Here is a 20,453-nt window from a genome sequence, read left to right as displayed (position 1 = left end):
GCAGGTCTTCGAGGCCGTCGGGCTGGACTCCCGGCTGGTCGAGCGCTACTTCCGCGGCACCCCGAGCAAGATCGGCGGGATCGGGCTGGACGGCCGGCCGACGCCGAGCGCCGGCGCCTGCTCGTCGGCGCGCTCGACGGCCACCGCACCCGCGCCGGCCTCGCCGTCGATGGTCGGCGCCGAGTACTGGAGGCCCGGCTGCTGCGGCGACCGGCCCAGGCCCTTGGCCCGGATCTCGACCGGCTTGTCGAGCAGCTGCACCTCCTCGGCCGCGGGCTCCGGCTCGTTGACCTGGACCTCGACGTTGTAGAGGAAGCCGACCGTCTCCTCCTTGATGCCGTCCATCATGGTGGCGAACATGTCGAAGCCCTCGCGCTGGTATTCCACCACCGGGTCGCGCTGGGCGTACGCCCGCAGGCTGATGCCCTCCTGGAGGTAGTCCATCTCGTAGAGGTGCTCGCGCCACTTGCGGTCGATCACCTGGAGCAGGACCATCCGCTCCAGCTCGCGGGTGCCCTCCGCCCCGAGCTGCTCCTCGCGCCGGTCGTACGCGGCGTGCGCGTCCTCCTTGAGGCGGGCGAGCAGGAAGTCCGCGTCGATGCCCGCCCGGGACCCGCCGGCCTCCTCCTCCAGCTCCTCGATCGTCACGCCGACCGGGTAGAGCTGCTTGAGGCTGGACCAGAGCTGCTCCAGGTCCCAGTCCTCGCCGTAGCCCTCGGAGGTCGCCCCCCGCACGTACGCCTCGACGACGTCGTCGATCATGTTGCGGACCTGGTCGGAGAGGTCCTCGCCGTTGAGCACCCGCAGGCGCTCGGCGTAGATCACCTGGCGCTGCTTGTTGAGCACCTCGTCGTACTTGAGGACGTTCTTGCGGATCTCGGCGTTCTGGCCCTCGATCTGGGCCTGCGCGCTCTTGATCTGGCGGGTGACCATCTTCGACTCGATGGGCACGTCCTCCGGGATGTTGAAGCGCTCCATGACCGCCTCGACCGCCCCGGAGCGGAAGCGCTTCATCAGCTCGTCCTGGAGCGACAGGTAGAACCGGGACTCGCCCGGGTCACCCTGCCGGCCGGACCGACCGCGCAGCTGGTTGTCGATCCGGCGGGACTCGTGCCGCTCGGTGCCCAGCACGTAGAGGCCGCCGGCGTCGGCGACCTCCTCCGCCTCGGCGTCGCAGGCCTGCTTCCACTTGGGCAGGACCTCCTCCATCGCCTTGGCGTACTCCTCCTCGTGCTCGATCGGGTCGAGGCCACGCTGGCGGAGCTCGTTGGCGGCGAGGAACTCGGCGTTGCCACCGAGCAGGATGTCGGTGCCGCGACCGGCCATGTTGGTCGCGACGGTGACGGCGCCCTTGCGGCCGGCCTGGGCGACGATCTCGGCCTCACGCGCGTGGAACTTGGCGTTCAGCACGGAGTGCGGGATGCCGCGGCGGCGCAGGAGCTGGGAGAGGATCTCGGAATTCTCCACCGAGACGGTGCCGACGAGCACCGGCTGGCCCACCGCGTGCCGCTCGGCGATGTCCTCCACCACGGCGTTGAACTTGGCCTTCTCGGTCTTGTAGATCACGTCCGGCCGGTCCTGCCGGACCATCGGCCGGTGGGTCGGGATGGTCACGACACCGACCTTGTAGACCTTGTTGAACTCGCCCGCCTCGGTCTGCGCCGTACCGGTCATGCCGGAGAGCTTCTCGTAGAGGCGGAAGTAGTTCTGGAGGGTGATGGTGGCCAGGGTCTGGTTCTCCTGCTTGATCTCCACCCCCTCCTTGGCCTCGATCGCCTGGTGCATGCCCTCGTTGTAGCGGCGTCCGTGCAGGATGCGGCCGGTGAACTCGTCGACGATCAGGACCTCGCCGTCGCTGACGATGTAGTCCTTGTCGCGCTTGAAGAGTTCCTTGGCCTTGATGGCGTTGTTGAGGTAGCCCACCAGCGGGGTGTTCACCGACTCGTAGAGGTTGTCGATGCCCAGCCGGTCCTCGACCTTGGCCACGCCGCGCTCGGTGACGGCGATGGTCCGCTTGGCGTGGTCGACCTCGTAGTCGCCCTCGCCGTCCTTGCCGGCCTGGAGCCGGGCCACCACGCCCGCGAACTCCGTGTACCAGCGGGCGGAGTGCTCGGCCGGGCCGGAGATGATCAGCGGGGTGCGGGCCTCGTCGATCAGGATCGAGTCGACCTCGTCGACCACCGCGAAGTTGTGGCCGCGCTGGACCAGCTCGTCCCGCGACCACGCCATGTTGTCGCGCAGGTAGTCGAAGCCGAACTCGTTGTTCGTGCCGTAGGTGACGTCGCACTCGTACGCGGCGCGGTGCTCGGCGGCCGGCCGGTTGGGCAGGACCACGCCGACGGTGAGGCCGAGGAACTCGTGCACCCGGCCCATCCAGGCGGCGTCGCGCTGGGCCAGGTAGTCGTTGACCGTGATGACGTGCACGCCCTTGCCGGAGAGCGCGTTGAGGTAGACCGGCATGACCGAGGTCAGCGTCTTGCCCTCACCGGTCTTCATCTCGGCGATGTTGCCGAAGTGCAGCGCCGCGCCGCCCATCACCTGGACGTCGTACGGGCGCTGGCCGAGCACCCGGGCAGCCGCCTCCCGGCACACCGCGAAGGCCTCCGGCAGCAGGTCGTCGAGGGTCTCGCCGTCCGCGAGCCGTTCCTTGAACTGGTCGGTCATGCCGCGCAGCTCGTCGTCGCTGAGGTTGACGTAGTCGTCCTCGATCGAGTTGACGGCGGCGGCGATGGCCTTCAGCCGGCGCACCATACGGCCCTCGCCCGCGCGGAGGACCCTTTCCAGAATCGACACGGATCAACGCTCCCCTAGACAGTCTCGAACCATCGTAGGCGCTCCATCGGCACGATGGTCACTGGTGGCGGCCCTCCGACCCGGCGAAACCGACATAACTCGCTCGACGCGCGCCACCTCCGCCGTAATCCGGTTACGCCGTCCGCGAACGATCCGGCACGATGGCTCGGGTGGAACCCGTGGAGATCACCGAGGACGGCCTGCTGCTGCGACCCTGGCGGGCGACCGACGCCGACGCGGTGCACCGGGCGTGCCAGGACCCGGACATCCAGCGCTGGACCACCGTACCTCGCCAGTACCTGCCCGAACACGCGCACAGGTTCGTCACCGAGGTGGCCCCGGGGGACTGGGCGGCCGGCACCGGGGCGCCGTTCGCGGTCTGCGACGCCGCCACCGGCGAGGTGCTCGGCTCCTGCGGGCTGGTCTCGATCGACCCCGGCCACGGCACGGGCGAGATCGGGTACTGGACCGCGCCCTGGGCCCGGGGCCGGGGCGTCACCGTACGGGCCGCCCGGGCTGTCGCGCGCTGGGCCTTCGACACGCGGAAACTGCGCCGGCTGATCTGGCAGGCCGAGGTCGGCAACCACGCCTCCCGCCTGGTCGCGCTCCGGACGGGCTTCCGCGTCGAGGGGCAACTACGGCTGGCCGACCCCGCGCCGGAGGGCGGGCCGGACGGTTGGATCGGCTCGCTGTTCCCCGGCGAGGTGCCCGCCACCGGCGAGACCGGACCCGCCGGGCCCGGCACCCTGGAGACCCGGCGGGCCGCCGTCCTCGGCCGCCCCCAGCCCGTCCTCTTCGCCACCGCCGGCGGTGGTGAGCTGCGGCTGCGCCCGATGGAGGAGCGCGACCTCGACGCGGTCGTCGAGACCTGCCAGGACCCGGAGACCATCCGGTGGACCGCCGTGCCCGACCCGTACGACCCCGCCGACGCCGAGTCCTACCTGGTCTACTCGCGCGGCACCTGGGCGGCCGGCACCAGCGCCTGCTTCGTGGTCGCCGACGCCGACGACCGGTACACCGGCTCGATCGACCTGCGGCTCTCCCCCGCCGACCCGCTGCTGGCCGACGTCGGCTTCATGACCGCGCCGGCGAGCCGGGGCCGGGGCTTCATGCCGGCCGCGCTGACCGCCCTCGCCACCTGGGGCTTCACCACGCTGGGCCTGGCCCGGATCGAGTGGCGGGCCAACGTCGGCAACACCGCCTCGCGCCGGGTCGCCGAGAAGGCCGGCTTCACGGTCGAGGGGACCGCCCGGGGCGGGCTCACGCACCGGGGCGAACGGGTGGACGCCTGGGTCGGCGCGCTGCTCGCCGGGGACCTGACGTGACGCCCGAGGTGATCGACGCCCACGGGGTGCGGCTGCGGCCGTTCCGCCCCGAGGACGCCGCCGACCTGGCCGCCGGCTGCGCCGACCCGGTCAACCTGCGGTTCAACCCGGGCCTGCCGGAGCCGTACACCGAGGCCGACGCCCGATGGTGGATCACCGAGGGCGCCCCGGCGGCCTGGACCGCCGGCGGGGCCGCGTACGCCATCGCCGACCGCGCCACCGACCGGCTGGTCGGCGGGGCGGGCCTCGGCCAGGTCGTGACGCAGCGCCGGCAGGCCGAGGTGGGCTACTGGGTCGCGCCCTGGGCGCGGCGTCGCGGCGTCGCGACCGCCGCGACGCGGGCCCTGGCCGACTCGGCGTTCCGGTGCGGGTTCGACCGGCTGGAGCTGCTGACCCACGCGGAGAACCCGGCCAGCCAGCGGGTGGCGCTCGCCGCCGGCTTCCGCCACGAGGGGGTACGCCGGGCGGCCGGCCAGCTCCGCGGCGGCGGCCGGACGGACCTGATGGCCTGGGTACGCCTCGCCGACGACCCGCCCGGCCCCGGCCCCCGACCGCTGCCCGACCTGCCCGAGGGCCGGCTCACCGACGGCGTGGTGACGCTGCGCCCGCTCGGCCCCGACGACGTCGACCTGATGTACCGCCTGCACACGCTGCCGGAGGTGGTGGCGAACCAGGCCCCGCCGGTGCCGCCCACCCGGGCGGCGATCGAGCGACGCTGCCGGCTCTCGGAGAGCGGGTGGCTGACCGGCAGCATCGCCCGGCTGCTGGTCCTCGACGCGACCACTGGCGAACCGGTCGGCAGTTGCGGGATGTCCTACCTCGACGCCGCCGCCGGGGAGGCGGGCATCGGCTACGCGCTGCTGCCCGCCGCGCGGGGTCGCGGGCTGGCCACCCGGGCGGTGCGGCTCCTCGCCGGCTGGGCGTTCGGGCCGGCGGGGATCGCTCGGCTGACGGCCGGCACCCTGCCCGGCAACGTGGCGTCGCAGCGGGTGCTGGAGAAGGTCGGCTTCCGCCGGGAGGGGCTGCTGCGCGGCCGGCTGCCGGGCCTGGCGGGCACCCGGATCGACGACCTGGTCTTCGGGCTGCTCCCCGACGAACTCCGCTGACCCGCGCCTGGTCGCACCTCGGGCGTGCGGTGGGCCGGAGGCCCGACGTCCGGTCGGCCGTGGCGGCGGCGCGGGCCGCCACCACGGCGCCGGAGGATCAGAGGGCGAGGGAGATGATGCCGTAGTCGTAGGCGTGCCGCCGGTAGACGACGCTCGGCCGGCCGGACTCCTTGTCCTGGAACAGGTAGAAGTCGTGGCCGACGAGTTCCATCTGGAACAGGGCGTCGTCGACGGTCATCGGCTCGGCGGGGTGCACCTTCTCCCGCGCGATGTGCCAGGGCTGCTCGTCGTGCTCCTCCTCGACCCGTTCCGCCACGGCCGTGGCCGTGCCGGCGCGGGCGCCGTCGACGGACGCCCCCAGGGGCGCGTCGAGGTCGGCGACCGGCAGGCCGGCGGTGGCGGCGGCGACGGAGAGCGGGGCGTGCCGACCCCGGTGGACGCGGCGGCGGTCGGCCGCCCGGCGCAACCGGGTGTCGAGCTTGGCGATGGCCGCGTCGAGCGCGCTGTAGAAGTCGTTCGTGCACGCCTCCGCCCGGATCACCGGGCCCCGGGAGACACAGGTGATCTCGACGCGCTGGCAGTGGTCCGCCTGGCGGGGATTCCGCTCGTGAAAAAGCTCGACATCGACACGAATAAGTTTGTGGTCGTAGCGTTCGATCTTTGCGAGTTTCTCCGCTACGTGCACCCGGTAATGGTCCGGCACTTCGACGTTACGGCCCTTGACCACGATGTCCACGTGACCTCCCTAGTTCGGACGGTCGTTCGATCCGGCATCCGGTCGCGCGCATCTGGGGGAGGTCCCACTCGGCGTCGACCGGTCAGTGCGGCTACGCCTCCTTTCACCGCCGGGAGCGGGTGGGAAGACCTCCTACCCCCGACAGGAAAACGCTAACGCCTGTTCGCCCGGCAGTCACCCCCGGTCGCGGAGACGGCCAGAAATTTTTCACACCTCATACACCAACGGGTGAAACGGAAACACTGTCGGTTACGACCGGTGCCGTTTCTCGGTCGCGGCGAGCACGGCGGCGACCGTCGGCGACAGCCCGCTCACGGTCAGCGCGCGTGCCACTGCGGCAAGGGTCGACCCAGTGGTGAGGATGTCGTCGAGCACCACGACCGCGGTCCCGTCCGGGGCGGGCGCGACCCGGGGGCGGACCCGGAAGGCGGACTCGGCCGCCGCCGCCCGCCCGGCGCTGTCCAGCGTCACCGAGTCGGGGCGGGGCAGGGCGCGCAGGGGCCGCCGCACCCGCACCGGCCAGCCCGCCCGGCGCAGCCGGTCCGCGCAGTGCCGGGTCAGCCGGCCGAGGTGGTCGCCGTACCGGGCGCGGGCCGCCGCCGCGGTGTCCGGCACCGGCACCAGCGTCACCGGCCGCGCCTCGCCAACCGCCGCCGCCACGACCTCGGCGAGCAGCGCGCCCAGCGGCCGGGCCAGCCCGTGCCGGCCGTGGTCCTTGTACGCGAGCAGCGTCTCCCGCAGCGGGCCCGCGTACGGGCCGAGGGCCACGCAGGGCGGCAGGTCGGGCGGGGCGGGGGTGGGGCGTACCGCCCGGGGCCGCAGCGCGTCCAGCGCCGCCGCGCACTCCGGGCAGACGCCGTGCCGCAGCCCCGGCCGGCGTTCCCGGCAACCGGCGCACTCCACCGGCAGCACCAGGTCGGTGAGGTCCGACCAGAGTCCGCCGAGGCGCGGCATCAGTAGAGGAAGAAGGGGGCGGTCGGGTTGCCGGCACGCGTCCCGGTCGAGGGCGGCGACACCTGCACCTGCTCGGGCTGGATCCGCTCGAACGGAGCGCTGCCGTACGCCACCTCGTTCGCCTCGTACATCGCCGCGCCGCGCGGCACCTCCGTGTTGGCCGGGTACGCGGCGAGGTGGGTCACCCGGGCGCCGATCTTGTCCTCCACCCGGCTGTCCCGGGTGCCGTCCACGCTGACCTCGTAGACCGCCGGGCGGCCGACCTCCCCCGCGAGGAGCAGCTTGTCCTCGCCGTACCAGTCGACGGCCGACAGGCCGGTCAGCCGGGTGGGCAGCCGACGGGCCGGACCGAGGGTGACCCCGCCCTCGGTGGGGCTCAGGGCGGCGACGTAGAGCGCGCCGCCGGCGATGACGGCGATCCGGTGCCCGTCCAGCGAGGCGGCAACCGCGGTCACCGTGCCGGAGACGCCCAGCGACACGGGGGTGAGCTGCGCCTGGGCGTCGAACCGGTAGAGAGCGCCGTCGGCGACCACCAACCCGGCCGGCTCGCCCCGGTCCGTCGAGCGCAGCCAGACCGGCCGGCCGATCGCGCCGTAGCCCTTCGCGCTGCGGTTGAAGACGGCGACGGGGTCGAGCCCGGCGCCGACGGACAGCCACTGACGACCGGCCTCCGTGACCACCAGCGCCGCCCGGATCTGGTCCTCCGCGCGGCTGAGCCCCGCCGTCACGACGTTCCTGTTCGCCTCGGCCGCCACCGGCACCGTGGCGATCGTTCCGGCCGCGTCGGACAGCGGGTGGATGGCGCCCTCGTAGACGCAGAACCGCTGGAAGCCGCCGCCGACCCGGTACACCGGGTTCGCCTGCCGGTGCGCCTCCAGGTCGGGGATGTCCTTCCGGGGCTGGGTACGGATCTTGATCTCGAGCTGTCCGTCGACGTCGTACAGCGACCAGGCGAGCTGCGTGGCGAGCTGCTCCAGGCGGACCTTCTCGTCCGGCATCTCCAGGTCGACCTCCCAGCGGCCCTCCGTCCGGGTGGCGTTGTTGATCAGGCGGGTGCCGTCCGGCAGCCCGGTGACCCCGGAGCGCAACCAGAGGGAGGGACCGGCGGTCAGCCACTTCACCACCTCGCTGACCAGCCGCTCGTCGGGCACGGCGAGGGGCAGGTAGCGCTGGTCCGGCACCAGCCGGGTGCGGGCGGAGTTCCAGAAGTAGATCGTCCGGCTCTGGTAGTACGCCTCGAGCGCGTCGACGCTGAGCAGCAGCACGTTCGGCGGGTTGGCCACGAACAGGCCCGGCTCCCCCCTGCCCTCCTGCCGGGGCGGGCTGCGCAGCTCGAACGTGTACGACGTGGTGCTCGTCTCCGGCGGGGCCAGCGTGCCGTCGGCGCGCAGCTGGCCGACCTGCTGCACCTTGAGGGTGACCTCGATCTTGCTCGGGGCGGTGACGATCACCGGCTCCTCCGTGAGCCGGACGACGGTCAGCGCGACCTCGCTGCCCTCCTTCACCTGGAGGCGGTCCTGGTCCTCCGGGGTGATGAAGTTCCGGACCCGCTGGTAGGCGCGGTCCGGCTCGCCCGCCGCGGCGGAGAGGAAGTTCTTGACGAACTGCCCCGGGGTGCTGCCGCTCGCACTGCGGTTCGGGGGCTCGCCCCGGATACCGCTGGTGGAGCCGGCCTCGGCCGCCGGCCCGGCGCCCTCCACCCGGACCTCGGTGTTGGCCGGGATGCCGCAGCCGGCCGTGCCAGCCAACAGCAGTGCGCCGCCCAGCACAGCGGCGAGCAGGTGCCGCCTCACGATCCCACCTCCGCGCGTCCCCCGGTCCCCTGCCGCCCCGGCCCGGCGGCCACCGCGCCGTCGGCCGGGCCGATCGCGAGCACGCCGCCGCTGCCCGGGCCGATGGCCAGCAGGCCGCCCTCGCGGGGGCCGCCGAAGGGCAGGGCGGCGTCGGCCGGGACCAGCCGCAGCGGCGAGGTGGTCAACCGGTCGCCGGCCCGGGCCGGCAGGGTGAGCCGGAACTGGGCGCCCTGCCCGGGTGCGCCCCACGCCTCCAGCCAGCCGCCGTGCAGCCGGGCGTCCTCCAGGCTGATCGACAGCCCCAGCCCGGTGCCGCCGGTCTGCCGCGCGCGGGACGGGTCGGCCCGCCAGAAGCGGTTGAACACCAGCTTCTCCTCACCGGGCTTGAGGCCCACCCCGTGGTCGCGGACGGTGATCGCGACGGCCGTGTCGTCCATTCCCAGGGTGATCAGCACAGGCTTGGCCTCGCCGTGCTCGACGGCGTTGCCGACCAGGTTGCGCAGCACCCGCTCGACCCGCCGCGGGTCGACCTCGGCGATCACCGGCGTGGCGGGCACGTCCAGCTCGATGGGCACCCCGACCCGCTCGGCCAGGCCGGCGAGCCGGTCGGCCACCCGGTGCACGACCGGCACCAGGTCGGTCGGCTCGGCGTCCAGCATCGCGAAGCCGGCGTCGAAGCGGCTGATCTCCAGCAGGTCGGTGAGCAGCTCCTCGAAGCGGTCCAGCTCGGCCTGGAGCAGCTCGGCGCTGCGCGCCACCGCGGGGTCGAACTCGTCCCGCTCGGAGAAGATCAGGTCGGCGGCCATCCGGACCGTGGTGAGCGGGGTGCGCAGCTCGTGCGACACGTCGGAGGTGAAGCGGCGTTGCAGCCGGGACATCTCCTCCAGCCGCAGGATCTGCCGTTGCAGGTTGGTCGCCATCTGGTTGAACGACGCGGCGAGCAGGGCGAGGTCGTCCTCGCCGTTGACCACCATCCGCTGGTCGAGCAGGCCGGCGGAGAGCCGCTGGGCCGTCCGGGCGGCCACCCGCACCGGGGTCACCACCAGCCGGGTGACCAGGCCGGCGAGCAGGCCGAGCAGGATCACCAGGGCCGCCCCGGTGGCGACCACCGTCGCGCGGGCATCGGCGGCCGTGGTGTCCTGCCGCGTCAGCGGCACGAGGTAGTAGAGCTCCACCTGGCCGAACTTGGTGGGCACGGGCGAGCCGTAGACCAGGTATTTCGTGCGCTCCCCGCCCAGCCGGCCGGTGCGGATCTGGCTGGCGACCTTGCCCCCGGCGACCGTGGCGCGCAGCTCGCGGCTGATCAGCGGCCGGACGTTGACCGCGGGCGAGGAACGCGGCTGGATGAGGCCGGCGTGGTTGTCGGCGGTGAGCGCCACGATCACGCCGGTGGTCTGCTGCGGGTCACCGCCGGCCAGGTAGTTGACCGTGCCGTCGACGGTCTCCTGGAACTGCGCGTCCTGCGGCTGGTTGTAGAGACCGAACTGCCTCACCGCGTACGCCGCGCCGCTGTCCAGCCGCACCCGCACGTCGGTCTCGGCGTTCTCCACCAGGATGTTGGTGATCTTGTCGGCGATCAGGTAGGCGAAACCGCCCACCAGCAGGCTGGACGCGACCAGCGTGATGGTCACCACCCGCAGCTGCAGCGACCGCCGCCAGGTCTGGTGCAGCCCGGCCAGCAGGCGCGCGGACCGGCCGCTCACGCCGCGCCACAGCTCCCGCACGGCGGTGACACGCCGGCGCGGAGCTGTCGGCTGGGGGTCCGGGAGCGGGGAGGTGGCCACAGTGTGACCAGGCTATCCGGTGCCCGCCTTGTAGCCCACGCCCCGCACGGTGAGGATGATTTCCGGTCGCTCCGGATCCGGCTCGATCTTGGCGCGCAGCCGCTGCACGTGCACGTTGACCAGCCGGGTGTCCGCCGCGTGCCGGTAGCCCCAGACCTGCTCCAGCAGCACCTCGCGGGTGAACACCTGACGCGGCTTGCGGGCGAGCGCCACCAGCAGGTCGAACTCCAGCGGCGTCAGCTTCACCTCCTCGCCGTTGCGGCTGACGGTGTGCGCCGGCACGTCGATGGTGATCTGGTTGCCGGACGGCCCGATGGTCAGCATCTCGGGGGCCACGTCCTCGCCGCGCCGCAGCCGCGCCCGCATCCGGGCGACCAGCTCCTTGGGCTTGAACGGCTTGACCACGTAGTCGTCGGCCCCGGACTCCAGGCCGAGGACCACGTCGACGGTGTCGCTCTTGGCGGTCAGCATGACGATCGGCACGCCCGACTCGGCCCGGATCGACCGCGCCACGTCGATGCCGCTCATGCCGGGGAGCATGAGGTCGAGCAGGACGATGTCCGGCCGGTTCTCGCGGAACGCGGCCAGGGCCCGCTCCCCGTCGGCGACGAACGAGGGCAGGAACCCCTCGCTGCGCAGGACGATGCCGAGCATCTCGGCGAGCGCGGGGTCGTCGTCGACCACCAGTACCCGGGCTCTCATGGGGTTAATGTTTCCATCCCGTTCAGTTTCGGTGGGATCCGCGTCACCCGGCACGGTACTGCCGTGGGACGCCGCCGCCCAGCAACCGACGCCGGCGTCGCCGCCCCGGCGTGCGGGTCCACCCGATCGGACCGCGCGTGTCACCATGATCCCCGCGTGCGCCGTCACGCGCCACCGCCGTCCGTCCCCAGGAGTACGCGTGCCCGACGCCGGCCCGACCGCCGTGCTCCCGCGCCGCCCGCTCACGGTCGGCGAGCTGCTGGACTCCGCGGTCCTGCTGCTGCGCGGCCAGGCCCGGGTGCTGGTCCCGCTCGCCCTCGCCCTGGCCGTCGGCGAGCAACTCCTGCTCTACCCGCTGCGGCTCGCCGCCGACGTCGAGCCCCCCGTCTGGTTCGTGGAGTTCAAGCAGTTCGGGGCGTACTGGCTGCTGCTGGCCGTCGGCGCGGCGACCGAGGCGATGATCATCACGCTGCTCGGCAACCCGGCCGCCCGGGCCGCCGGCGGCGCGCTGTTCGGCCGTACGGTCGGGCCGCGCGAGGTGCTCCGTCCCGCCGGCGCCCGCTGGGGCGCCACGGTGCTGCTCACCGCCCTGGTCGGGCTGGTGATGTGGGTGGCCGCGCTGTTCGGGCCGGCCTGGTTCATCGGTTTCGCCCTGCTCGGCGCCGTGGCGCCGGCGCTGGTCGTCGACCGGGTGCACCCGCTGCGGGTCCCGCTGCGCGCCGCCACCCTGGCCGTACGCGGCGGCGGCCGGGCCGGCGGGATCCGGCTGCTCGGCTACCTGTCCTGGTGGATCGTCCGCCTCGGCCTCGGCATCGGCGTCTACTACGGGCTGGACGCGCTCGACCTGGTCGACCGGGCCTGGGCCCCCTGGGTGTCGCTGGCCGTGTGGGCGGGCGTCAACAGCGTCGCGTACCCGGCGCTGGCCTGCCTCGACGCGGTGCTGCACCTGGAGACCCGGATGCGCACCGAGGGGCTGGACATCCGGCTCTCCCGGGCCCGGACGGGCACGCCGGAGACCGTTCTGCTGGCGGCCGACCGATGAGCTTCAGCCGGTGGTGGACCGAGACCACGGCCGCGCTCGGCGACCGGGTGCCGCTGCCCCTGGCCGCGCTGCTGCTGGTGCTCGCCGCGGTGCTGGTGGCGGTCGGCTGGTACACGTACCCCGCCTGGGTGCCCCGCCGGCTGCCCCGGCTGCGTCGACGCCGCCGGAAGCCCGGGCCGGTGGACGCCCCCGCGCCGGTCGTACCCGCGCCGCGCGAGCCGGAGCCGGAGTTGCCGGCCGCCGCGTACGTCTCCCTCGCCGACCGGCTGGCCGCCGAGGGCCGGTACGCCGAGGCCGTCCGGGAACGGCTGCGCGCGATGATCCGCGAGCTGGTCGCCCGGGGGCTGCTCCAGCCGCAGCCCGGCATGACCGTCGTCGAGGTGGTGCGGGCCGCGACGGCCAGCCGTCCGCAGGTCGGCCCGCCGCTGGGCGCCGCCGGGGCGATCTTCTCCGAACTCTGGTACGGCCAGCGCCCCGCCTCGGCCGAGCACGACCGGCGGATGCGGGAGCACGCCGCCGACCTGGACCGGCTGCTGACCGGCCGACCCGAGGACGGGCCACGACCATGAGCGCACAGGTCACCGCCGCCCAGCCGGCCCCGAAGGCCGGCGACGCCCCCCGCCGGCGTCGCCGCCGGCACCGGCTGCTGATCCCGTTGGGCCTGGCCGCGCTGCTGCTGACCACCACCCTGGTCACCCACGCGGTCGACCAGCCCGACCCCACCGACCGGGGGTTCCTCTCCCCCGTCGCGACCGGGGACGACGGCGGCAGCCGGCTCGCCGAGGCGCTGCGCGAGCGGGGCGTCACGGTGCAGCGCGAGACGGACACGCTACGCGCGCTGCTGGCCGCCAGCAGCGGGCCGGCCACGCTCTTCGTGCCCGCGCCGGCGCTGCTGCACCCGGACACGGTCGGTGCGTTGAGCTCGCTTCCCTCGGCCACCCGGCTGGTGCTGGTGGACCCGCCGCGGCGGGTGCTGGACGCGGTCCCGCTGCCGGTGGAGCCGGCCGGCCGGCGGTGGGCCGCGCAGGCGGTGGAGCCCGACGCGGCGGGCCTGCCCTGCCCGATGCCCGAGCTGCGCCAGCTCGGGCGGGCGGCGGTCGGGCTGCAACGCTACGCGGTCACCCCGGGCGGGTCGGCGCCCGTGCAGTTCTGCTTCGACGGCGGGCTCGCCCGGCTGCTCCGGGTCCCCGAGAGCGTGGTGGTGGTCGGCGCCAGCGACCCGTTCCGCAACGACCGGATCGACGAGTGGGACAACCGCGCGTTCGCCACCGCCCTGCTCGGCGGGCTCGGCCGGGTGGTGTGGCTCGACCTGGACGGCCAGGCGCCCCCGCCGACCTTCGGCTCCGGCAGCAGCGGCAGCCCGGCCTGGTCGCCCACCCCGGGCGGCTCCACCGGGTACGGCGGGCCGGGCGGCGGTCGTCCCGGCGGCCCGGGCGACGGCGACGGGCGGCCCGGCGGCCCCGGCGGCCCGGGCGGCGGCTCCGACGACGACGGTGACGACTCCCGCGCCGACGGCTCCGACCCGCCGAACCCGCTCTGGTCCGCCTTCCCCGGCTGGTTCTGGGCGCTGTTGGTGCAGCTCGCCGTCGCCGCCCTGCTGGCCGCGCTCTGGCGGGCCCGCCGGCTCGGCCCGCCGGCGCCGGAGCCGCTGCCGGTGACGGTCCGCTCGGCGGAGACGGTGCTCGGCCGGGCCCGGCTCTACGAGCAGGCCGGCGCCCGGGACGCCGCCGCGCGGACGCTGCGCACCGCCGCCCGGGACCGCCTGCTGCCCCGGCTGAACCTGCCGCCGACCGCCCCGCCCGCCGAGGTGGCCACCGCGGTCGCCGCCCGCACCGGCGACGGCCCCGGGCGGACCGAGGAACTGCTCTACGGCGGCGCGCCCGACACCGACCAGGACCTGCTGGAGCTGGCCCGCGCGCTGGACCGGCTGGCCCGCACGGTCGCCCCGCACCCGGCCGACGGGCCGCCACCCCCGACCGACGGAACGCACCCCGCGCGCCCGACCGAGGCGCACGCCGCGCCGCACCCCGCGCACCCGGCCGACGCGCACGCCGTGCCCCACCCCGCCGACGGGCCGCCCCCGGCAGCCGCACCGCACCCGCACCGACCCGAAGGAGACACCCGGTGACCCGACCCGCCGGAACCGCCGATCCGCTGACCGCCGGAACCGCCGACCCCCGTGCCGCCCTGCACCGGCTGCGCGCCGAGGTCGCCAAGGCGGTCGTGGGGCAGGACGCGGTCGTCACCGGCCTGGTGATCGCCCTCCTCTGCCGTGGGCACGTGCTGCTGGAGGGCGTGCCGGGCGTGGCCAAGACCCTGCTGATCCGCACCGTGGCCACCGCGCTCGACCTGGGGTCCAAGCGGGTGCAGTTCACCCCGGACCTGATGCCGGGGGACGTGACCGGCTCGCTGATCTTCGACCCGCACACCGCCGCCTTCACCTTCCGCGAGGGGCCGGTGTTCACCAACCTGCTGCTCGCCGACGAGATCAACCGGACGCCCCCGAAGACCCAGTCGGCGCTGCTGGAGGTCATGGAGGAGCGGCAGGTCTCGGTCGAGGGCGACCGGCGTCCGCTGCCCGACCCGTTCATCGTCGCCGCCACCCAGAATCCCATCGAGTACGAGGGCACCTACCCGCTGCCGGAGGCGCAGCTCGACCGGTTCCTGCTCAAGCTCACCGTGCCGCTGCCCAGCCGGGAGGAGGAGCTGGGGGTGCTCCGCGCGCACCACGCCGGCTTCGACCCGCGCGACCTGACAGGCGCCGGCGTACGGCCGGTGGCCAGCGCGGCCGACCTGGCTGCCGCCCGGGCGGCGGTCGGCCGGGTGCACATGGCCGAGCCGCTGTTCGGCTACATCGTCGACCTGTGCCGGGCCACCCGCAGCACGCCGGCGCTGGAGCTGGGCGCCTCGCCCCGGGGCGCGACCGCGCTGCTCACCACCGCCAAGGCGTGGGCCTGGCTGGCCGGCCGCGACCACGTCGTCCCGGACGACGTGAAGGCGGTCGCCCGGCCGACGCTGCGGCACCGGCTGCGGCTGCGCCCCGAGGTCGAGCTGGAGGGCGTCGGCGTGGACGCGGTGCTGGACACGGTGCTGGCCACCGTGCCGACGCCGCGATGACCTGGCGGGCGGCGCTCCTGCTGGCGGCGGGCGCGCTGACCCTGCCGGCCTGGCCGGCGCCGTTCGTCGGCCTGCTGGTGATGACCGGCGCGGTGCTGCTGCTCGTGCTGGTCGACCGGGCGCTGGCCGCGCCGCCGGGGGCACTCGCGGCGACCCGGGAGGGCGACCGCGCGGTGCGGCTCGGCGGCACCGCCACCGTCGCGCTGCTGCTGCACAACCCCACCGGCCGTACGCTGCGCGCCCGGGTCCGCGACGCCTGGGTGCCCTCGGCCGGCGCCCGCCCCGACGTGCCCCCGGCGCAGCTCGTGCGCGTCGAGCCGGGCGGGACGGTGGCGCTGCCCAGCCGGCTCACCCCGCTCCGGCGGGGCGACCGGCCGGCGGTGGCGCTGACCGTGCGCTCGTTCGGGCCGATGGGCCTGGGCTTCCGCCAGCGCTCCGGCCGCCCGGCCACCCCGCCGTGGACGCTGCGCGTGCTGCCCCGCTTCGACTCCCGCCGGCACCTGCCGGAGAAGCTGGCCCGGCTGCGCGTGATCGACGGCACCCAGGTCAGCCGGGGGCGCGGCCAGGGCACCGAGTTCGACACCCTCCGCGAGTACGTGGTGGGCGACGACGTCCGGTCGATCGACTGGCGGGCGAGCGCGCGCCGTGCCGACGTGCTGGTGCGGACGTGGCGGCCGGAGCGGGACCGCCGGCTGCTCTGCGTGCTGGACACGGGCCGCACGTCGGCGGTGCGGGTCGGCGACGAGCCCCGGCTGGACACCGCGATCGACGCCGCGCTGCTGCTCGCCGCCCTCGCCGCCCGCGCCGGTGACCGGGTCGACCTGCTCGCCGCGGACACGGCGGTCCGGGCCACGGTGACGGGCACCGGCCGGCCGGCCCTGCTCTCCCGGCTGGTGCACGCCCTCGCCCCGCTCCAACCGGCGCTGGCGGAGACGGACTTCGACCTGATCGCCGGTGAGCTGCTGCGCCGGCAGCGCCAGCGCAGCCTGGTGGTGCTCTTCACCGCGCTGGAGGCGGGCGCCCTCGGCGAGGGGCTGCTGCCGGTGCTCCCCCGGCTCGCCGCCCGGCACAAGGTGGTGATCGCCGCGACGCACGACCCGGTGCTGACCGCGCTCACCACGGCTGTCCCGCAGCGCCCCGGCGACGCCTACGCGGCGGCGGCGGCCTGGCGGGCGCTGGCCGAACGCGACCGGGTCCGCGCCGCGCTGGGCCGGCACGGGGTGACTGTCGTCGACGCCCCGGCGGGCCGCCTGGCCCCCACCCTGGCCGACACCTACCTGCGCCTCAAGTCCCTCGGCCAGCTCTGATCCCCGGGCCGGTCGGGGCGAGGGTCAGCGGCGGGCGTGCGGGTCGAGGACGTCGTCGCCCTCGGGCGCGGCGGTCGCCCGGCGGCCGAGCAGCACGACGTACGCCAGGAAGGCGAGCCAGACGGCGGCGCCCGCGAGGACGCGGAGCGGGACCGGCACGGGCGCGGGCGTCACGAACGCCTCGACGACGGCGGAGACCGCGAAGAGCCCCACCAGGCCGACGGCGACCAGGACGCCCTCGCGGCCCGCCCGGGCGACCGCCTGCCCCCGGGTGAGCTGGGCGGGCGGCGCGATCCACGTCCACCCGACGCGCAGGCCCACCCCGGCGGCCACGAAGACGCCGGTCAGCTCCAGCAGCCCGTGCGGGGTGATCAGTCCGAAGAAGACGTCCGCCCGGCCGTAGGCGACCATCACCCCGCCGACCACGCCGATGTTGAGCGCGTTCTGCCAGAGCAGGTAGAGCACGGGGACGATGAGCACCCCGGCGGCGAGGCACTGGGCGGCGAGCCAGGCGTTGTGCGTCCACAGGTGGAAGGCGAAGGTCGGCGCGGCGAACTCGGTGTAGTAGCCGGCGAAGCCGGACTCGACCAGGTCGGCGGCCGCCTCCTCACCGATGAACGCGCCCGCCGTCTCCGGGTTGCCCGCCACGTACCAGATGAGGAAGAAGCTGAGCAGGGTGAAGCCGGTCGCCACCCCGCACCACCAGGGCCAGGCGCGGTAGACCGCGCCCGGGAAGCCGACCAGCAGGAACCTGCCGACCGCCGCCCAGGACGGCCGCGGGCGGCCGGTGAGCCGGGCCCGGGCCCGCAGCACCACCTGGGAGAGCTGGCTGACCAGCGCCGGATCGGGTGAGCGGCTGCGCAGCACCGAGAGCTGGGTGGTCGCCCGCTGGTAGAGGGCGACGAGTTCGTCGACCTCGGCGACGTCGAGCCGGCCGCGCCGGGAGAGTTCCTCCAGCCGCCGCCACTCCCCGCCGTGTTCCGCGACGTACGCGTCTAGATCCACCGTCACCCCCGTCCGGCGATCATAGTGTTCACTGTCGGGGTGAGAGCGCAACCACGACCGCCGGCCCGACCCGCTCCGTGGGGCGACGCCGGGCTGGTCAGCGGGGAGGCCGTGGAGCTGGACGTCCGGGCCGCCCGGATCGGCTCCCGGGTGCTCGCGCTGATGCTCGACATCCTGGCCCAGCTGGTCCTCGTGCTGGTGCTGTCGATCGCCGCCGGCGTCGTGCTCACCAACCTGCCGACCGGGCTGGTCGACGAGGCGCTGACCGGTGCCCTCGCGACGGTGGGGCTGGTCCTGGTGCTGGTCGGCTACCCGGTGCTCTGCGAGCGGTTCAACCACGGCCGGACGCTGGGCAAGATGGCGGTCGGGTTGCGGGTGGTCAGCGCCGACGGCGCCCCGGTGGGGCTGCGGCAGTCGCTGACCCGGGCGCTGGTGGGCGTGGCGGTGGAGTGGCCGGGCCTGGTGCTGCCGCTGCTGAGCTGGGTCGCCGGCGTGACGGTGATGCTGACCGACCGGCGGGGGCGCCGGCTGGGCGACCTGGTGGCGGGCACCCTCGTCGTGCACACCCGGACGGCGACCGCCTGGCGGCCGGTCCCGACGGCGGTGCCCGTGCTGGTCGGCTGGGCGTACACGCTGGACCTGAGCCGGCTCGACGACGGCCTGGCGCTGGCCGCCCGGCAGTATCTGGCCCGGGTGCGCCACCTGGCGGAGCCGGCCCGCGGGCGGCTGGGCCGCGGCCTGTGGGCCGAGATCTCGGCGGTGACCACGCCGCCCCCGCCGCCGGGCATGCCGGAGTCGGTCTACCTGGCCGCGGTCCTCGGCGAGCGGCACCGGCGGGCCTGGCACCGGCTGGGACGCGGTCGCGCCGTCGCCGCGACGCTCTGGCCGGAGCTGACGCCCGGCCCGCCCGCGCCGCCCCGCGCGGTCCCGGCCGCCGCTCCGCCCGAGGTCGCCGCGCCACCCGGCACGATCCGTCCGGCGACGCCCGGCGGCGCGCCGGCCGCCGTGCCGGCGCAGCCCGTCGCGGCGGTACGGCCGGCGGTCGCCCCGTCGGCACCGGCGGGCGCCATGTCCACGCCCGACGCCGGCACCTGACCGACGGGCGAGGGCACCCGGGCGGCGGGCGCGGGACCGCCGACCGTCGCCCGGCTGTGGCAGGATCCGGCTCGCTCGCCCCTACCGAGACGGGAACACCGTGGCCGACGACCTGTTCACCCCCACCATCGCGCCGGCGGCGTACGAGGCGCGTCGCCCGCCGTGGCGACCGCAGTCGCTGATCTTCCCCGCCGTGTTCGGCGGCCCGACGGCGGCCACCGTGCTGGCCCTGGTCAACGGGCACCGGCTGGGCCTGCCCCGCCGGGCGCACCTGACGGTGCTCGGCGTCGGGCTGGCCGGGCTGGTGGCCCGGCTGGTGGTCACGCTCGTGGTCTTCGACGACGGGGCCGACCGGCCCGTCCGGCTGATCGGGGCGCTGGCCGGCGCGCTGGTCTGGCTCGCTGCCTCCGCCACGCAGAAGCGCCGGTTCCGGGCGTACGAGCTGCGCGGCGGCGAGCCGGCGTCGCTGTGGCTGCCCGGCGTCGGGGCGGTGCTCCTGTTCGGCTTCGCCGAGGCCGCGCTGATCATGCTGGTGGCCGCCGCGTGACCGCCCCGGAGACCCAGCTCGCCCGGGTGGCCCACCTACTGGAGCTGAACCGGCTGGAACAGGCCCTGGACGAGGTGCACCGGCTCCCCGCCGCGCTGGCCGCCAGCCCCGCCGCGTTCCGGCTGCGGGCGGCGGCACTGACCGGGCTGGACCGCTGGGACGAGGTGGTCGCCGTCGCCCGTCAGGGCCTGGCCGAGACCGGCCCGGACGCGGAGTTGCTCGGCCGGCTGGGTCTCGCGCTGCGCCACCGCCGCGAGTTCGCCCCCGCCGAGCGGGCGCTGCTCGACGCACTGGCCATCGAGCCGGAGAACCCGTGGCTGCTCTGCCAGTACGCCGACCTCTGCTCGGCCGTCGGCCAGACCGACAAGGCGGAACGCCTGGTCGCCCGCGCCGCCACGATCGTCCCGGACGCGCCGGCCGTCTTCGCCTCCCGCTTCCAGCTCGCGTACGCCAGGGGCGACGACCGGGCCGCCGAGCGCATCTCCCGCGAGTTCCTCGGGGCGTGGCCGGCCAACCCCGTGGCGCTCGCCCTGCACGGCGTCGCCGCGGCCCGGCGCGGCCGGGTGGGCACCGCGCACCGCGCCTTCGGCCAGGCGGTGGCGCACGACCCGACCGACGCCGACTACGCCGAGGCCGCCTGGGAGACCCGGGTGTACACCCACCCGCTGCTGCTGCCCCTGCGGCCGCTCTACCGGCTGGGGATCCTCCGCACCTGGCTGCTCGCGATCGGCATGGTGGTGCTGCTCAACCTCGCCGGGCTGGACCTGCTCGCGGGCCTGTTCGGCCTGGCGTGGGCGCTCTTCTGCGTCTGGTCGTGGATCGCCCCGCCGCTGGTCCGCCGCATGGTCCTCGGCCGGTGGCGGTCGTGAGGGCGTTCGGGCCGTGGCTGGCCGTCCTGGCGGTGGTGCTGCTGCTCAGCGCGCTGCGCCTGCGCACCCTGGCCACGGTGGTCTCGCTGGCCTGGCTCGCCTGGTGCGTGTGGACCTGGGTCCGCCCCGCCCGCCGCCGCTCCCGCCCGGACTGACCGCTCCCGCCCCGGCTGGCCCCGGCCCCGAGGGCTCCCGCCCGGCTGACCCACGCCCGCCGCGGCACACCGACGGGCCGGCGGCCCGCAGTCGCCGGAGACGCCGACGGGCCGGCCCGCTGC

At 75.3% G+C, this 20,453-nt stretch carries 17 protein-coding genes and 1 pseudogene; 11 read left to right on the top strand and 7 right to left on the bottom strand.

Features of this window, described 5'->3' with window-relative positions; genetic code table 11:
* Positions 1-120 precede the first annotated feature (120 nt).
* Positions 121-2,793: pseudogene (gene secA, locus AB0G14_RS01045) on the bottom strand (preprotein translocase subunit SecA); the annotation flags it as partial.
* A gap of 161 nt (positions 2,794-2,954) precedes the next feature.
* On the opposite strand from secA, the gene AB0G14_RS01040 reads away from it, so the two are divergent.
* Together AB0G14_RS01040 and AB0G14_RS01035 are read left to right on the top strand one after the other, a co-directional pair.
* Positions 2,955-4,118 (top strand): GNAT family N-acetyltransferase, encoded by a 1,164-nt coding sequence (locus AB0G14_RS01040; RefSeq protein WP_357692466.1) that lies wholly within the window; start codon positions 2,955-2,957, stop codon positions 4,116-4,118.
* Positions 4,115-5,224, top strand: a complete 1,110-nt coding sequence (locus tag AB0G14_RS01035; protein WP_357692464.1) for a GNAT family N-acetyltransferase — start codon at positions 4,115-4,117, stop codon at positions 5,222-5,224. The genes AB0G14_RS01040 and AB0G14_RS01035 overlap by 4 nt, the downstream gene beginning before the upstream one ends.
* Positions 5,225-5,321: 97 nt before the next feature.
* Here AB0G14_RS01035 and raiA read toward each other — a convergent pair whose 3' ends face one another.
* The 5 genes from raiA to mtrA all read right to left on the bottom strand — a co-directional run bounded on the left by raiA (position 5,322) and on the right by mtrA (position 11,193).
* Entirely contained in the window at positions 5,322-5,960 is a 639-nt protein-coding gene (raiA, locus tag AB0G14_RS01030; RefSeq protein ID WP_357692462.1) for a ribosome-associated translation inhibitor RaiA, read from the bottom strand.
* Between the two features lie 249 nt (positions 5,961-6,209).
* Positions 6,210-6,914, bottom strand: a complete 705-nt coding sequence (locus AB0G14_RS01025) for a ComF family protein (RefSeq protein WP_357692460.1) — start codon at positions 6,912-6,914, stop codon at positions 6,210-6,212.
* On the bottom strand, positions 6,914-8,707 hold the full coding sequence (locus AB0G14_RS01020; protein WP_357692458.1) for an LpqB family beta-propeller domain-containing protein: 1,794 nt from the start codon (positions 8,705-8,707) through the stop codon (positions 6,914-6,916). The genes AB0G14_RS01025 and AB0G14_RS01020 overlap by 1 nt, the downstream gene beginning before the upstream one ends.
* Positions 8,704-10,491, bottom strand: a complete 1,788-nt coding sequence (gene mtrB / locus AB0G14_RS01015; RefSeq protein ID WP_357692456.1) for an MtrAB system histidine kinase MtrB — start codon at positions 10,489-10,491, stop codon at positions 8,704-8,706. Before mtrB ends, AB0G14_RS01020 begins: the two co-directional genes overlap by 4 nt.
* A 12-nt stretch (positions 10,492-10,503) precedes the next feature.
* The gene (gene mtrA / locus AB0G14_RS01010; RefSeq protein WP_357692454.1) at positions 10,504-11,193 is read right to left on the bottom strand and encodes an MtrAB system response regulator MtrA; all 690 of its coding nucleotides are present in this window, start codon (positions 11,191-11,193) and stop codon (positions 10,504-10,506) included.
* A gap of 199 nt (positions 11,194-11,392) precedes the next feature.
* Here mtrA and AB0G14_RS01005 point away from each other — a divergent pair, with 199 nt between their 5' ends.
* From AB0G14_RS01005 to AB0G14_RS00985, 5 genes are read left to right on the top strand one after another with little or no spacing between them, the layout of a single operon-like run.
* A complete protein-coding gene (locus AB0G14_RS01005) occupies positions 11,393-12,235 on the top strand; it encodes a hypothetical protein (protein WP_357692452.1) in 843 nt (280 codons plus the stop codon).
* Positions 12,232-12,804, top strand: a complete 573-nt coding sequence (locus AB0G14_RS01000; RefSeq protein WP_357692450.1) for a DUF4129 domain-containing protein — start codon at positions 12,232-12,234, stop codon at positions 12,802-12,804. Before AB0G14_RS01005 ends, AB0G14_RS01000 begins: the two co-directional genes overlap by 4 nt.
* Positions 12,801-14,363 (top strand): DUF4350 domain-containing protein, encoded by a 1,563-nt coding sequence (locus AB0G14_RS00995; RefSeq protein ID WP_357692448.1) that lies wholly within the window; start codon positions 12,801-12,803, stop codon positions 14,361-14,363. The genes AB0G14_RS01000 and AB0G14_RS00995 overlap by 4 nt, the downstream gene beginning before the upstream one ends.
* Complete coding sequence (locus tag AB0G14_RS00990) at positions 14,360-15,352, top strand: MoxR family ATPase (protein WP_357692446.1); 993 nt, start codon at positions 14,360-14,362, stop codon at positions 15,350-15,352. Before AB0G14_RS00995 ends, AB0G14_RS00990 begins: the two co-directional genes overlap by 4 nt.
* A complete protein-coding gene (locus AB0G14_RS00985; RefSeq protein WP_357692444.1) occupies positions 15,349-16,659 on the top strand; it encodes a DUF58 domain-containing protein in 1,311 nt (436 codons plus the stop codon). The genes AB0G14_RS00990 and AB0G14_RS00985 overlap by 4 nt, the downstream gene beginning before the upstream one ends.
* 24 nt (positions 16,660-16,683) lie before the next feature.
* On the opposite strand, the gene AB0G14_RS00980 is transcribed toward AB0G14_RS00985, so the two are convergent.
* Complete coding sequence (locus AB0G14_RS00980) at positions 16,684-17,670, bottom strand: stage II sporulation protein M (protein ID WP_357692442.1); 987 nt, start codon at positions 17,668-17,670, stop codon at positions 16,684-16,686.
* Between the two features lie 33 nt (positions 17,671-17,703).
* On the opposite strand from AB0G14_RS00980, the gene AB0G14_RS00975 reads away from it, so the two are divergent.
* The 4 genes from AB0G14_RS00975 (at position 17,704) to AB0G14_RS00960 (ending at position 20,330) form a co-directional block, all read left to right on the top strand.
* Positions 17,704-18,759, top strand: a complete 1,056-nt coding sequence (locus AB0G14_RS00975) for an RDD family protein (RefSeq protein ID WP_357692440.1) — start codon at positions 17,704-17,706, stop codon at positions 18,757-18,759.
* A gap of 100 nt (positions 18,760-18,859) precedes the next feature.
* Positions 18,860-19,306: a hypothetical protein gene (locus AB0G14_RS00970; protein WP_357692438.1), complete on the top strand. Its 447-nt coding sequence runs from the start codon at positions 18,860-18,862 to the stop codon at positions 19,304-19,306.
* Positions 19,303-20,175: a tetratricopeptide repeat protein gene (locus AB0G14_RS00965; RefSeq protein ID WP_357692436.1), complete on the top strand. Its 873-nt coding sequence runs from the start codon at positions 19,303-19,305 to the stop codon at positions 20,173-20,175. Before AB0G14_RS00970 ends, AB0G14_RS00965 begins: the two co-directional genes overlap by 4 nt.
* On the top strand, positions 20,163-20,330 hold the full coding sequence (locus AB0G14_RS00960; protein ID WP_357692434.1) for a hypothetical protein: 168 nt from the start codon (positions 20,163-20,165) through the stop codon (positions 20,328-20,330). Before AB0G14_RS00965 ends, AB0G14_RS00960 begins: the two co-directional genes overlap by 13 nt.
* The last annotated feature ends 123 nt before the right edge of the window (positions 20,331-20,453 follow it).

It is taken from the genome of Micromonospora sp. NPDC023814 (genome assembly GCF_040639595.1).
GTDB lineage: Bacteria > Actinomycetota > Actinomycetes > Mycobacteriales > Micromonosporaceae > Micromonospora.
This window is presented reverse-complemented; position numbering and strand designations above follow the sequence as displayed.